Origin of the sequence: Vibrio sp. MACH09, from assembly GCF_033238805.1 — a bacterium.
Classification (GTDB): domain Bacteria; phylum Pseudomonadota; class Gammaproteobacteria; order Enterobacterales; family Vibrionaceae; genus Vibrio.
In genome coordinates, this window is the sequence record NZ_BSFZ01000001.1 from 1,244,172 (window position 1) to 1,256,636 (window position 12,465).

At 41.4% G+C, this 12,465-nt stretch carries 14 protein-coding genes; 11 read left to right on the forward strand and 3 right to left on the reverse strand.

The genetic code is table 11. The annotated features are described in order from the left end of the window. Nucleotides 1-66: 66 nt before the first annotated feature. Nucleotides 67-258 (reverse strand): hypothetical protein, encoded by a 192-nt coding sequence (locus CHJ_RS05635; RefSeq protein ID WP_317917102.1) that lies wholly within the window; start codon nt 256-258, stop codon nt 67-69. Nucleotides 259-761: 503 nt separating this feature from the next. Between CHJ_RS05635 and CHJ_RS05640 the strand changes: the two genes are divergently transcribed. The 4 genes from CHJ_RS05640 to CHJ_RS05655 all read left to right on the forward strand — a co-directional run bounded on the left by CHJ_RS05640 (nt 762) and on the right by CHJ_RS05655 (nt 2,925). After that, nucleotides 762-1,226, forward strand: a complete 465-nt coding sequence (locus CHJ_RS05640) for a GNAT family N-acetyltransferase (protein ID WP_317917103.1) — start codon at nt 762-764, stop codon at nt 1,224-1,226. Nucleotides 1,227-1,287: 61 nt separating this feature from the next. After that, a complete protein-coding gene (locus tag CHJ_RS05645; protein WP_317917104.1) occupies nt 1,288-1,749 on the forward strand; it encodes a GNAT family N-acetyltransferase in 462 nt (153 codons plus the stop codon). A 5-nt stretch (nt 1,750-1,754) separates the two neighbouring features. Further along, nucleotides 1,755-2,312 (forward strand): nucleotidyltransferase family protein, encoded by a 558-nt coding sequence (locus CHJ_RS05650; protein WP_317917105.1) that lies wholly within the window; start codon nt 1,755-1,757, stop codon nt 2,310-2,312. 70 nt (nt 2,313-2,382) lie between these two features. Then, entirely contained in the window at nt 2,383-2,925 is a 543-nt protein-coding gene (locus tag CHJ_RS05655; protein ID WP_317917106.1) for a GNAT family N-acetyltransferase, read from the forward strand. 88 nt (nt 2,926-3,013) lie between these two features. On the opposite strand, the gene CHJ_RS05660 is transcribed toward CHJ_RS05655, so the two are convergent. Further along, nucleotides 3,014-3,484, reverse strand: coding sequence for an Lrp/AsnC family transcriptional regulator (locus tag CHJ_RS05660; RefSeq protein WP_171751907.1), 471 nt, complete (start codon nt 3,482-3,484; stop codon nt 3,014-3,016). Between the two features lie 102 nt (nt 3,485-3,586). On the opposite strand from CHJ_RS05660, the gene CHJ_RS05665 reads away from it, so the two are divergent. The 6 genes from CHJ_RS05665 to CHJ_RS05690 all read left to right on the forward strand — a co-directional run bounded on the left by CHJ_RS05665 (nt 3,587) and on the right by CHJ_RS05690 (nt 10,312). Further along, entirely contained in the window at nt 3,587-4,744 is a 1,158-nt protein-coding gene (locus CHJ_RS05665) for a cystathionine beta-lyase (RefSeq protein ID WP_317917107.1), read from the forward strand. Nucleotides 4,745-4,978: 234 nt separating this feature from the next. Then, nucleotides 4,979-6,145 carry a M24 family metallopeptidase gene (locus CHJ_RS05670; protein WP_171751905.1) on the forward strand — a complete coding sequence of 389 codons (1,167 nt, stop codon included), beginning with the start codon at nt 4,979-4,981 and terminating at the stop codon, nt 6,143-6,145. Nucleotides 6,146-6,258: 113 nt separating this feature from the next. Next, nucleotides 6,259-7,635 (forward strand): APC family permease, encoded by a 1,377-nt coding sequence (locus tag CHJ_RS05675; protein WP_171751904.1) that lies wholly within the window; start codon nt 6,259-6,261, stop codon nt 7,633-7,635. Between the two features lie 161 nt (nt 7,636-7,796). Further along, nucleotides 7,797-8,567 (forward strand): aspartate/glutamate racemase family protein, encoded by a 771-nt coding sequence (locus tag CHJ_RS05680; RefSeq protein WP_171751903.1) that lies wholly within the window; start codon nt 7,797-7,799, stop codon nt 8,565-8,567. An 81-nt stretch (nt 8,568-8,648) separates the two neighbouring features. Next, nucleotides 8,649-9,803, forward strand: coding sequence for a M20 aminoacylase family protein (locus CHJ_RS05685; RefSeq protein WP_317917108.1), 1,155 nt, complete (start codon nt 8,649-8,651; stop codon nt 9,801-9,803). Nucleotides 9,804-9,931: 128 nt separating this feature from the next. After that, nucleotides 9,932-10,312: a RidA family protein gene (locus tag CHJ_RS05690; protein ID WP_317917109.1), complete on the forward strand. Its 381-nt coding sequence runs from the start codon at nt 9,932-9,934 to the stop codon at nt 10,310-10,312. Between the two features lie 146 nt (nt 10,313-10,458). Here the strand turns inward: CHJ_RS05690 and CHJ_RS05695 are convergent, their stop codons facing one another. Beyond that, nucleotides 10,459-11,358 carry a LysR family transcriptional regulator gene (locus CHJ_RS05695; protein WP_317917110.1) on the reverse strand — a complete coding sequence of 300 codons (900 nt, stop codon included), beginning with the start codon at nt 11,356-11,358 and terminating at the stop codon, nt 10,459-10,461. A 117-nt stretch (nt 11,359-11,475) separates the two neighbouring features. Here CHJ_RS05695 and CHJ_RS05700 point away from each other — a divergent pair, with 117 nt between their 5' ends. Continuing rightward, nucleotides 11,476-12,000: a GNAT family N-acetyltransferase gene (locus CHJ_RS05700; protein ID WP_317917111.1), complete on the forward strand. Its 525-nt coding sequence runs from the start codon at nt 11,476-11,478 to the stop codon at nt 11,998-12,000. The last annotated feature ends 465 nt before the right edge of the window (nt 12,001-12,465 follow it).

The following is a 12,465-nucleotide window of genomic DNA, read 5'->3' on the forward strand; positions in this document are numbered from 1 at the left end:
CGACTTCCTCACTCCCGCCACATTCTTAAGAAAAGACGTCCTAGGACGTCTTTTCTGTATCTACTTTTAAAAGCTAAGCTTAAACTCCTCAACACCCCTCTGCTCATCCAAAGTAATCAACTCATTCAAATACACCATCACGGCATTGAGTTCGTTTTGGTCGGCATCGGTTAACGTTGCGTGTAGGGTAACTAAGTAGTCGCGCGCTAATAGCGGCATGTTGGCAATATCGGTTTGGTTGGGATTTGAATTAGGCATAATGGCCTCCATAGGTTTTGAGCATTAACCACCACACAGAAGGTACCAATCAAAAGGTGGTGAACTGAACGAGGTTGGTACTACCGCAACCTATGAAACGGCCAGCAAAGCTGCCTCGCCCAGCTCACCATAATGTTGTTCAAACCGATTGTTTTTTCATCGATTCTCTGAATAACAGATATAGCAAGCCACGTATAATCAGAAGAGTTCTGATACGTCATAGGTTTCGTAGGGGTACCAATCCCGACACTGGATTTTGCCAGTGCTGGAGTAGAGTATAAAAAGAATGGCTGTGGTGCAATGGCGTATTTGTGTTTGATTTTGTTCAACATAACCCATATTGGAGTAAAGCCGCGGTTCTATGTTGTGTTCAATGATGGTAGGGCAAATTATATGGCGCAATAGAGGATATAAAAGAGCGTTACCGTACCTAAATGTTTACGCATGTTTATGTCACAATAAGTGAATGGCAGGGTTAGATTCTGCAAATAAGGAAACAAGAGTTGAAAGTAAAACAAATCAAAGCCGCTTTAATACCGATGGCCTTATTGTTAGAGGCCGACCCATCCGAGTCATGTATTCGCTCTTACCTTGCTGGCTCACTCTGTTTTGCCGCATATGATAATGATGAACTGCTGGGCGCTTGTGTCACCAATGTAAAACAAGCGGGCGTTACCGAGGTTTATAACATCGCCGTATTTCCGGAGCATCAAAACCGAGGTGTCGGCTCAGAACTGTTAAGCTTGGTGATTAAACATCTTACTGATTCTGGCGTTAAGGAAGTGGTGCTAGGAACCGGAACCTTCGGCTATCAGCTTGCGTTTTACCAAAGCCTTGGCTTTCGGGTAGAGGGAGTGATAAAAAACTTCTTTAAAGACCATTATGACGAGCCAATATTCGAGAACGGATTGCAACATATTGATATGCTAAGGTTATCGCTAAAGCTAAATGGCGATGAATCGCAATAACCCAATGCATAATGGCTAGTTTGTAGCAAAAATAGTGTTTTATATTAGGACAACAAGGACGATGACCAGTAAAGAAGCCAACATGAGACAAGTGACCATTCGACGATTGACAATAGCAGATTACGATCAGGTGATTGCGCTTTGGTCAACTACAGAAGCCATGCTGTTAAGAGATGCCGATTCTCGGCAAAGTATCGAGCGTTATCTCAACCATAATCCGGGCTTAAGTTTTGTTGTAGAGCGAGAAGGGCAAATAGTTGCAGCCATATTAGTTGGAACCGATGGCCGCAGAGGTTATGTCCAGCACTTAGCGGTTGCTCAATCGCAACGGGGGGGAGGCATAGGTAAACAACTAATTAGCAGTGCCATTAATGCGTTATCGGCAATTGGCATCTCTAAAACCCACCTATTTGTTGCTAACGACAATATTAACGCCAAGCAGTTTTATGAGTCTTTAGGCTGGTTCCCTCGGGACGAGGTTCGCATGTATTCGTTTAACGCGTCAGACAACCAAAATGTATGAATGGAATGACTGAGACAGACCAATACCAAAAGAAGATAATAGAATTGCTTTTACAAGACGCTTTAAGAAAACAGGCGCTAGATGCGGTGTTCTCTTTAGGTTTACCGCAATGTTACATCGCTGCGGGCTTTGTCAGAAACTTGGTTTGGGATTATTTACATCAAAAACAAAGCCCAACGATTCTAAATGATATTGATGTGATCTATTTTGATGCTTTAGAGGTGCAAGCGGGCAAATATGCTGAATATGAAGCACAGCTTAAAGCCATTATGCCGGAGCTTAACTGGCAAGTACGAAATCAGGCGACGATGCATAAACGAAATGGTGATAAACCATATGTAAGCACATTAGATGCCATGGGATATTGGCCAGAAAAAGAGACTGCGGTAGCCATCTGTAAGTGCAAAGAAGGTAAGTACGAGTGTATCTCGCCTTTTGGATTTGACTCCTTGTTTAATAGGCAAGTGACTCATAATCCGAGAAGAGATCAGGCGCTATTTTATCAGCGTGTCCGCTCTAAGAATTGGTTAACGACATGGCCTAAATTGGTGGTGGTTAGCTAGTCATGTTTATTAACCATGTTTATTTAGTTATGGAAAAGGCCAGCGAGAGAGTTGAATTAGGGGGACGGTTTTGTCGGAAATAATTACAAATAGGCTGATTTTAAAGCCAGTAACCACAGTAGATCTGGATATTTATACTGACCTGTTAACCAGTGTTGAAATCACCAAGTACCTCCCCGGTGGGCAACCGTTCAGTAAGGAGTACATAGCGAACTATCTGCCAAAGAAAACTGAACATTGGGATAAAGGTTACGGTACTTTTATCATCTGTTTAAGAGATAATTCGAACATAAAAATCGGTTATGCTGGAGTAGAAACCATAGTAGAGAACGGCCTTAATGATATCCGCTACGCGTTACTTCCGAAGTTTCAAAACAGAGGTTATGCACTGGAGGCCGCCCAATCAGCGCTAGCGTTTACCTTTGCGAATACTAAGCTGAGTGAAATATATGGTGTTGCAGTCGCAGAGAATTTTCCGTCGGTTAGAGTATTGGAAAAGCTTGGTATGACTTCGACTTCGGTAAGGCTCTATGATAACGATGATCTGATCACTATGTCTTTAAGTCGAGCTAAAAATTCAGGTTTAGCTAATAGTACAAAGGCTTTAGATTAGTCTTGAACTAAACCAAAAAGACGTCCCTAGACGTCTTTTGTGTACTTGCAATAGGTATAATTTATCTACCCAAATAGACAAACCAATATTATTTTATTGATTGGTGCAGCGTTGTTTTTACGCGATCCATTGCAATTATTGTTCTAAACCATTTCACATTTTTATTATTATAAAATAACCCTTTGCTAATCATTTCATATTCAACCATGCTAGAAACGCCAAGGACTAAAATAAAGTCTGCTTCCCCTGTTACGTAATAACACTGCTGTATTGCTGGCCCAGAAAAACTCTCTTTTAATTTCTCAATATCAGAGGTGTGCGACCTTTCAATATGAACTTCTACAATAATTGTAATTAATTGGCCAACTTTTTCTGGGTCTACCACGGCGGTATTTGCACAAATAACGCCATCGTCCTCCATTTTTTTAATTCTTCGTTGTACAGAAGCTGCAGATAAACAAACTTTATCCGCCAGTACTCTCAAAGGGGTTTTATTATCCTCTTGCAGTGTGATTAATATCTCTCTATCGAAATTATCTAACGAATTAGGTGTATTCATTGGGAAATTTTCTCATTTGCATGCTTTATATCGAGGCCCATTATTATGCCAAAAGGGATATTATTTCAAATGTAAACAAACAAAATAATTAAGGAAACAATAATGCATTGGAAAACCAAGCTAGCCCAACCTCAAACGTTGTCGACTCCGGGGTTTAAATCTTTAGTCACCCCAACGTATCGAGGTTCTACTGTATTATTTGATAAACAATCAAACGTTGTTGATGGTTGGGAACAAAAAGAGAATGGCTACAGCTACGGTTTATATGGAACACCCACCACACTAGAACTTACCGAGCGCATTGCTCAACTAGAAAACGCGCATCACACCTTTGCTGTACCGGGTGGGCAAGCGGCCATCGCATTAATTTACTTCGCCAACTGCCCAAGTGGTAGCCATGCATTAGTTCCGCACAGTGCTTATGGCCCAAACAAAGAAATGGCGCAAGGAATGCTGAAGAACTTAGGTATCGAAGTTGAAGCATACGACCCTATGCTAGGTGCCGATATTGCTCATTTAATTCGAGAAAATACGACGCTTATTTGGGTTGAGAGCCCGGGCTCAGTAACGATGGAAGTGCAAGATATTCCAGCCATTTGTGAGGCGGCACATCAAAAAAATGTCGTGGTCGCGTTAGACAATACTTACGCTGCGGGCGTTCATTTTGATGCATTTGCGCATAACGTAGATATCAGTATGCAAGCACTGACTAAATATGTGGGCGGGCATAGTGATTTACTGTTAGGCACGGTTTCTGTTAACTCTGAACAGCTTAAAAAGAAAGTGGGTTCTACATTTAAGCAGTTAGGTTTGGCTGTTTCCCCAGATGATTGCAGCTTGGCGTTAAGAGGTTTACAAACGCTTGCTGTGCGACTCGACCATCTTGAAAAATCTACCCTAGAAGTTGCCAATTGGTTGGCAAAACACCCAAGTGTAGAGCAAGTTCTGCACCCTGCGTTGCCTTCATGCCCAGGTCACGAGTTTTGGAAACGTGATTTTACCGGCTCCAGCAGTGTTTTCTCCTTTATTTTTAAAGACGAGTTTAATGCCACTCAAGTAGAAGAATTTATCGATACTTTAGAGCTATTCAAAATAGGTATGAGCTGGGGTGGGGTGACTAGCTTAGCACTCGTCTATCCAGCAATTGAAAGGCCAAATAAGGATTATGAAGGTCGCTTGGTGAGATTAAATATAGGTTTAGAAAGTACCGACGATTTAATTTCTGATTTACAACAAGCCATACATTCAATTAAAAAATAATAAATTAATTAAATACTCTACAAGTTGCACTTAATAAATCATTAGCTGGATATGTTTAAGTGCAACATAAATTAATCCAGTAATAAACATGAAAACATAATTAATAAATTAATCGAGCAATATTAGTTTGATTATTATCCGCTAATTTGCCCATATTGATTTTTAATTTTATAAAAATCAATTGTTTATTAATTAAGTACTCATCCATATAAAAAGTAAACAAAAGAGGTACACATGAAAAAGCCCAGCCGTGGTTTTACTGTACAAGAGTTTGAAAATAGAACATCTCGCGCGCAAAAAGTCATGCATGACATGCAGCTTGACGCAATGATATTTACCACAGAACCAAACGTGCGTTATTTTACTGGCTTCTTTTCCCAGTTTTGGCACAGCCCAACTCGCCCGTGGTTCGTTGTGGTCCCTGCAGAAGGCAAGCCTATTGCGGTTATTCCCGAAATAGGGGCGAAAGGCATGGCAGAGACATGGATAGACGATATTTTCACTTGGTCTTCCCCTAGACCTGAAGATGACGGCATCAGTCTATTGGCTAACACGCTAAATACGCTTCCTCGTAAACATGGACGAATTGGCGCGACTCTTGGCATTGAGTCTCACTTACGTATGCCGGTAAATAACTACCTGCAACTCACCACCATGGTAAGCAGTGAGTTTGTTGATGTCTCCCTTGCTGTGCATGAGTTACGCCAAATCAAATCCCAAGCAGAGATAGCGAAAACTCGCGAGATATGCCGCATTACAAACGAAGCGTTTGACAAGGTACCGAGCTATGCCCAACCCGGCATGACAGAGCGTGATATCTGTAAGCAGTTTAGTTTGGATCTGAGAATGGAAGGGGCCGATGAAACACCGTTTGTTATTTCGGGTTCTGGGCCAGATGGCTACTACGACATTTTGATGGGGCCAACAGACAGAGTGATCGAACCCGGTGACGTAATGCTGATTGATACTGGTGCAGTTTGGGATGGTTACTTCTCAGATTTCGACCGTAACTGGGCGTTTGGCTACGCCAGTGAAGAAATCAAATCGGCTTACCGTGCGACTTATGAAGCAACCAGTAAAGGGTTTGAAGCTGCTTGTCGTCCTGGCGCAACCACTACCGATATTTATAACGCGATGTGGAAGGTGCTAGAAGAAAACGGCGCACTAGGTAACGACATTGGCAGGGTGGGTCATGGTTTAGGGATGGAGTTAACAGAAAGACCGTCAAATACCTCTACCGATAACACTGTTCTTAAGCCGGGCATGATCATGACATTAGAGCCGGGTATGACGTATGCGCCAAATAAGATGATGTTGCACGAAGAGAACATTGTGATTACTGAAGACGGTGCAGAGTGGCTATCAAGACGAGCTGAACCTGAGCTGATCATTATTGATTAGAGCATGCATAAGTAAGCGAAATAAAAAGGGCGAAAATATGAACAATGAACAATTTTTGAACGTCACTCGGGAAGAAACATACCCAGTAAACGTTGATAACAAGGGGATCTACAATGTCTAACTCTGCAGATACGAACCACAGTGTTCTAGGTAAATGGACACTGTTGGCTATGGGGATCGGTATCACGGTTGGTGCTGGGTTGTTTTCACTTGTCGGTGCGGGCATCGGCTTAACGGGCCATGCATTGTGGTTAGCATTTGGCATCGCCATTGTATTTGGTATTTTTTATAACATTCCAATGCTATTTGCTAGTGGTGCGCTTGTGTTAGATGGCGGGCCTTACGCTCTCATCAGTAGAATACTGGGTAAAAAATATGCAGGGATGTATGTTGTAAGCTTCTTTCTCTATTTCCCTACCGTCGCTATATATGCATTAGCGTTAGGGTTTTACATCAACTCTTTGCTTCCAACGGTTACTCCTTCTGCTGGTGCCATCGCAGGCTTAACGGTGTTCTACATTATTAACTTGTTTGGCTTAGATACACTGTCTCGCTTCCAAAACATGATGACAACCTTGTTAATGGTGGGTATCGCAACCTTTATTTTGATTGGATTTGGTCAAGTCGATTTTGCTGTTCTTACACCACAAACCAATCCTGACTTTGCGTCTCAAGGCAGCATGGGCATCTTTAAAGCGGCTTGTTTGCTCTCTTTTGCTACCTACTGTCAGTACTACTTAATGTATTTCAGTAAATACGCTAAGCGTCCAAAGAAAGACATTCCGTTTGGCATGATCGGTACAACCATCGCGATCATCTTTATTTATCTTGGTGTCTCTGTGGTGGCGAGTGGCGTTCTTCCTATTGATGAAGTGGCTAACCAACCTTTGACACTGGTTGCCCGAGAAGTTCTTTCTTCTCCACTCTTTGTGTTCTTTATGGTTTGTGGTCCATTTATGGCGCTATCCACAACCATCAATAGTGTTTACGCCTCTTACGTACAACCTATTCAGGCGGCAACGCACGATGGATGGTTCCCTAAGAGTTTCGCTGTTGCCAACAGACGAGGCACACCATGGAAAATTCTAACCCTTTGCTGGTTAGCGTCTATGTTACCTATCCTTCTTGGTTGGGACATTAGCACCATTGCCAACACTTATATTCTTACGGATATCTGTATCGGTATTTTCATGATGGTTGCTATTGCAATGCTGCCTAAGAAGTTTCCAGATGCATGGGCAACGCGAGAGTTTGGGAAGCATGTTCCGCTATGGGGGTTCTATGTGATGGTGGGTCTTGCGGGTGTTGTTCAAGGCATCCTTATCTATAACTCAATCACATCAATTAAGTTGTACATCGTTATTGTCACGGCTGTGGCGTTTATTACCGGAATCATTTACGCCATTAAGAAGGACAAGGAGATTAATGTGACCAGTCAGAGTGATGACGTTCACCTTGAACCTGCGACAGAGTCGGCAGTAAACAACTAATTAATGGCTTAAGGCTAAATGCTTAACACTCATCTTTACTGGTTAGGTTTGTGCTGCTGTAGGTAAAGAGTTTCGCAATATCAGGTACGGCACCGATGTGGTGCCTGCCTATTGCTACCACAGACAGCATAGTTACTACAGATATAACAAAGGGTATTAATATGAATTTCGAACAATACAATGAATTTGAAGTTAAACTCCAATTTGAACCAGCCCCACGCCCAGATAAAGTGCATATCGGGTTAGTCCAACTCGCCAATGACCATACGCTCGAAACCGACTGGTCTCACTTACTTGGTGAGCAAGCCGCACTATTTAGCACTCGCATATTTAAAGAAAATGGTATGACACCTGAAGCGCTCGACAATGTGGCGGCGAGCATTGGCCAAGGCGCACTGTTAGTGGCGGACGGGTTGCCAATGGATGTTATGGCGTTTGCTTGTACTTCTGCCTCTATTGTTATCGGCGAAGAGAAAGTCTCTGGATTATTAACGGAAGGGCGCGGTGATATCCCTACCACCAATCCTTGGAGTGCCGCCAAAGCGTCTTTTAAACACCTTAATGCTAAAAAAGTGGCGGTTTTTGCGCCTTATCCAACAGAGGTGAACTTTGCTCTTGTTCAGCAGTTGGAAGATGAAGGCTTTGAAGTGGTTGCCATTACCTCTTTGGGCATCATGGATGACAATATTCTCCATAAAGCGCCATTAAGTAGCTTTGAGGAAGGCCTTGAGATTCTCACCAAAGATACCGGAGCAGAAGTTGTCTTTATGTCTTGCACTAGCCTTCGCGCCGTGGATCACATTCAGTACTTAGAAGATAAGTATGGTGTTCCTGTGGTGTCGAGTAACTCAGCACTATTTTGGCACTCTATGCAGTTGTGTGGAAAAACGGCCGTCTGTTCTGGCTATGGCAAATTACTGAGTGGCAAGTAGCCATTGTCTTTATTGATGAATATATACGGGTAAAAAGGGGGGTGGTTATTCTCTTTTTACCCGAATGAAAGGACGATATTTATGAACTTAGAAGAACAATTAATAGAATGGCGACACTATTTTCATCAACACCCAGAGTTTGGATTTGAAGAAACAGTAACCTCTGAATATGTAGCTAAAACCCTAGAAAGCTTTGGTATTGAAGTTCACCGAAATATTGGTAAAACGGGCTTGGTTGGCATTTTAAAAAAGGGCAACAGCACGAAATCTATCGGCTTGAGAGCTGACTTTGATGCCCTGAAAATACAGGAAGAGAACAAGGTAGATTATTGTTCTAAAACCGAGGGCATGATGCACGGCTGTGGCCATGACGGACACACGGCAATGTTATTAGGTGCGGCGGTTCAGTTAGCTAAAGAGATTGATTTTGATGGCACGGTGTACTTTATTTTTCAGCCCGCTGAAGAGCAAGGTACCGGGGCAAAAGCGATGATAGAAGATGGGCTATTCACTCGTTGGAACATTGACTCTGTCTATGCCATGCATAATTTACCGGGAGAAGAGGTCGGTCACTTCTTAATTAGCCCTAACTCGGTCATGGCAAGTGAGAATCACTTTAAGATTGAAGTGTTCGCAGGTGGCGGCCATGCCGCCATGCCGCATTTAGGCCAAGACCCAATCATTACCGCTTGTAACATTGGCGTGGCGCTGCAAACGATAATCACCAGAGAGTTAGATTCAATTCACCAACCGGCAGTGCTAACGGTTACTAATATTGAAACCAATGGCGGTGCCAATGTTATTCCTACGGTTGTGACTTTGTCGGGGGATACTCGCTGTTTTACTGACGAGACACAGGAAAAGATCAAACACTCAATGGAACGCGTCGTAGCAGGCCAATGCAGTTCTGCCGGTTTGCAATACAACTTTGAGTTTTCAAATTGTGTTTTATCTACGGTTAACAATGAAGAGAAGTCAAAGATTGCAGCGCGAGTAGCAGAAGGCATTGTCGGCAAAGATAAAGTCAATACCAACTGCAAACCTTATTGTATATCGGAAGACTTTTCGTTTATGCAAAGAGAAGTGCCGAGTTGCTATATGCTTGTTGGTAACGGAAAAACAGGTGACAAAGGCGGTGTCGCGCTACACCTTCCAAACTACGACTTTAATGATGAGCTATTAATGACTGGCGCTCAGTTTTGGGTAGAGCTGGTTAGAGATCAATTGGCTGGATAACGTTATAGCGTTCTGCCTTTTGTCATACATCATTTGTTAATTTGTATGTCAGGTGAATGAAAGTCACGGCTATATGCTTATATGGCCGATTTATCATGTACTGCACATTTATTATTATTGAGAAAACCATGAAAGAGATCATTAGTTCAAGTGATGCCCCAGAAGCGATCGGGCCATATTCTCACGCCACAGCTTTTGGTGGCTTAGTCTTTACATCAGGACAACTTCCTATCGATAAAAACATAGGCAAAGTCGTGAGTGGTGGCATTGTTGAGCAGAGCAAGCAATCGCTAAAAAACTTAAAATCTGTTTTAGAGGCGGGTGGCGCATCTACAAATAGCGTATTAAAAACAACCTGTTTTTTGGCCAATATTGAAGATTTTCAGTTGTTTAATGACGTTTATACCGAGATGTTCCCGGATAACTGCCCTGCAAGAAGCTGTTTTGCGGTAAAAGAACTGCCTTTAGGTGTGCTGATTGAAGTAGAAGCCATCGCTTATAAAGAATAAGCACAGCTTGTACTTTATGTTTCAAACTGTATCGAGTTCTATTGAATTCTATAGATAACAGAACCTGCGATGGTTAATAGCAAGCAGTGTGGCTATTTAGCTAGGCAGTGAAATCCTGCCTAGCTAAAATCGTTGTTTTATCTTTTCTACAAGGAATGAAACTCGGAAAACTTTTGAATAAACCAATTTATCTTAGGATCGTTGTGACGCGTTTTATGCCAATAAAGTGTCAACTTGTAGTTTGGCACTTTAAACGGAATGGGAGAAAAGGTTATTGGTAGTTGTTTTTCAACCTGATTCGCGTACTTTTCTGGTAACACTAGTAAGTAAGGTGTGTTTTGTATAAATGAAGGTGCGGCTAAGAGGCTTGCGGTTTTTACTGCAATTTGCCTTTTCTTTTTTAGTTTTGATAATGAAATGTCTACAATTCCTCTAGGTTCATTCCACGGCGTCACGAGTACATGCTTAAAAGAAAGAAACTGGTCCAGTGTGATTTCATCTTGCACGGGATGATTTCGGTTGCGTGTACACACGTATTTGTCCTCAAACCACGTTAAATGCGCGATGCTTTCAGAAGACTCTTTTTGATGTGAAAAACCACAAACTAAATCTAACTCACGCTCTTTCAATGAGTGCTCTGGTATTCGCTCATCTAACTGTACAAACTCTACATCTATTTCTGGGTATGTTTGGTTCAAACTTGAGACAAAAGGTTGCATGCACCAACACGTATAATCTGTCGCTGAGATTTTAAATTGATGATTCTCCGATGGCTCAAAAGGATGTGATGACTCCAATCCTTTATTGATCATAGTTAAGCCGGGTAATAGATGCTCAGCTAGTCTTATCGAGTAGTCAGTGGGTAACATTCGATTTCCCGCTCTGACAAAAAGCTCATCCCCCAGCCGTTCTCTAAGCCTTTGTAATGCATGGCTGCATGCTGACTGACAAAGATTTAATTCGATAGCCGTGGCAGTAACAGAACCTGTTTGATATAGGCTGGCAAACAACTTTAATAAATTTAGATCAATATTAGGTAATGGCAATTATGTTCTCCATTCATTTGGCAGTTGAATAAAATGCATTTCATTAATATGTGATTAAAGAATACACTTTCGTTGTTCACAGTCAATATTGATTAAATGAAGCTCGAATGAGCTAAAATGATCGTTAATTACTCTATTTTTTGGAGCGAGGGCAGTATGCATCATTTCTTTCCGGCCAAGGCAGAAGACATTGTTAGAATCCATGAAATAGAGGCTCTTTGCTTTCCCGAAGCTGAAGCGGCAAGTTTACAATCGTTTAAGCAACGTTTTGCTGCTTTTCCTGAGTGTTTTTTTGTATTTAAAGTAGATGGGAAAATAGTGGGTCATATTAACGGCTGTATTTACGATAAACCTGAATTACCTGATGAACTCTACTCTGATGCATCATTACATTGTCCTGAAGGAAAATACCAAACCATATTTGGATTGGCGGTAGATCCTAGTTATCAAAGGAGAGGATACGCTTCTCTATTAACTAGACACTTTATTGAAGTTAGCCAATCCAGAGGCCACTTAGGAATGGTATTAACGTGTAAACAATATTTGGTTGATTTTTATCAACAGCAAGGCTTTGAGTTTCAAGGTATATCCGCGTCTAATCATGGGGGGGTTAGTTGGAATGATATGTTACTAAGGTTTTAATGCTTTTTCTGTGTAATTAATTCTAGTTGTTAAATTATTTTCATTGCTTTATTGTTTTCTGTATTTGTAATTATTTTACAACTTTTTCTTATGGCTGGATTGTTATTTTTATATATTTTGTTGTGCTCTTGTCTACTCTTTATGGATTTGTTTAAATAACTACTCTTGGTTTTATTCTTCTATTTTGTCTCTTCTTTTATCAATGTAATTAAGTGAGTATAGCAGGGGTGAGTAAAGCGAATTCTTTGTGTTAAATCCTGATTGCCTTGTAACTCATTGTTATTTATTGATGTTTTCTTTCTCCTCTTGCCTGAATTTTGCTCGTTTATTTTCTTCATACGATATTTAACGCTCCTGTTATTGAGCTGTTTTTATCTGTTTAATATAAGTTTATTTCTGTGGTTTCCTTTAATTTCTATCTCTGTGTTACCTATTTGATATATATTTAGGTTTTCTTCGTTTTCG

Bases quoted from the DNA above. Each gene is read 5' to 3' on its own strand.
- CHJ_RS05685 (WP_317917108.1), top strand. From the start codon at position 8,649: ATGAACTTAGAAGAACAATTAATAGAATGGCGACACTATTTTCATCAA.
- CHJ_RS05675 (WP_171751904.1), top strand. From the start codon at position 6,259: ATGTCTAACTCTGCAGATACGAACCACAGTGTTCTAGGTAAATGGACA.
- CHJ_RS05700 (WP_317917111.1), top strand. From the start codon at position 11,476: ATGATCGTTAATTACTCTATTTTTTGGAGCGAGGGCAGTATGCATCAT.
- CHJ_RS05690 (WP_317917109.1), top strand. From the start codon at position 9,932: ATGAAAGAGATCATTAGTTCAAGTGATGCCCCAGAAGCGATCGGGCCA.
- CHJ_RS05650 (WP_317917105.1), top strand. From the start codon at position 1,755: ATGACTGAGACAGACCAATACCAAAAGAAGATAATAGAATTGCTTTTA.
- CHJ_RS05665 (WP_317917107.1), top strand. From the start codon at position 3,587: ATGCATTGGAAAACCAAGCTAGCCCAACCTCAAACGTTGTCGACTCCG.
- CHJ_RS05680 (WP_171751903.1), top strand. From the start codon at position 7,797: ATGAATTTCGAACAATACAATGAATTTGAAGTTAAACTCCAATTTGAA.
- CHJ_RS05645 (WP_317917104.1), top strand. From the start codon at position 1,288: ATGACCAGTAAAGAAGCCAACATGAGACAAGTGACCATTCGACGATTG.
- CHJ_RS05670 (WP_171751905.1), top strand. From the start codon at position 4,979: ATGAAAAAGCCCAGCCGTGGTTTTACTGTACAAGAGTTTGAAAATAGA.
- CHJ_RS05660 (WP_171751907.1), bottom strand. From the start codon at position 3,484: ATGAATACACCTAATTCGTTAGATAATTTCGATAGAGAGATATTAATC.
- CHJ_RS05635 (WP_317917102.1), bottom strand. From the start codon at position 258: ATGCCTAATTCAAATCCCAACCAAACCGATATTGCCAACATGCCGCTA.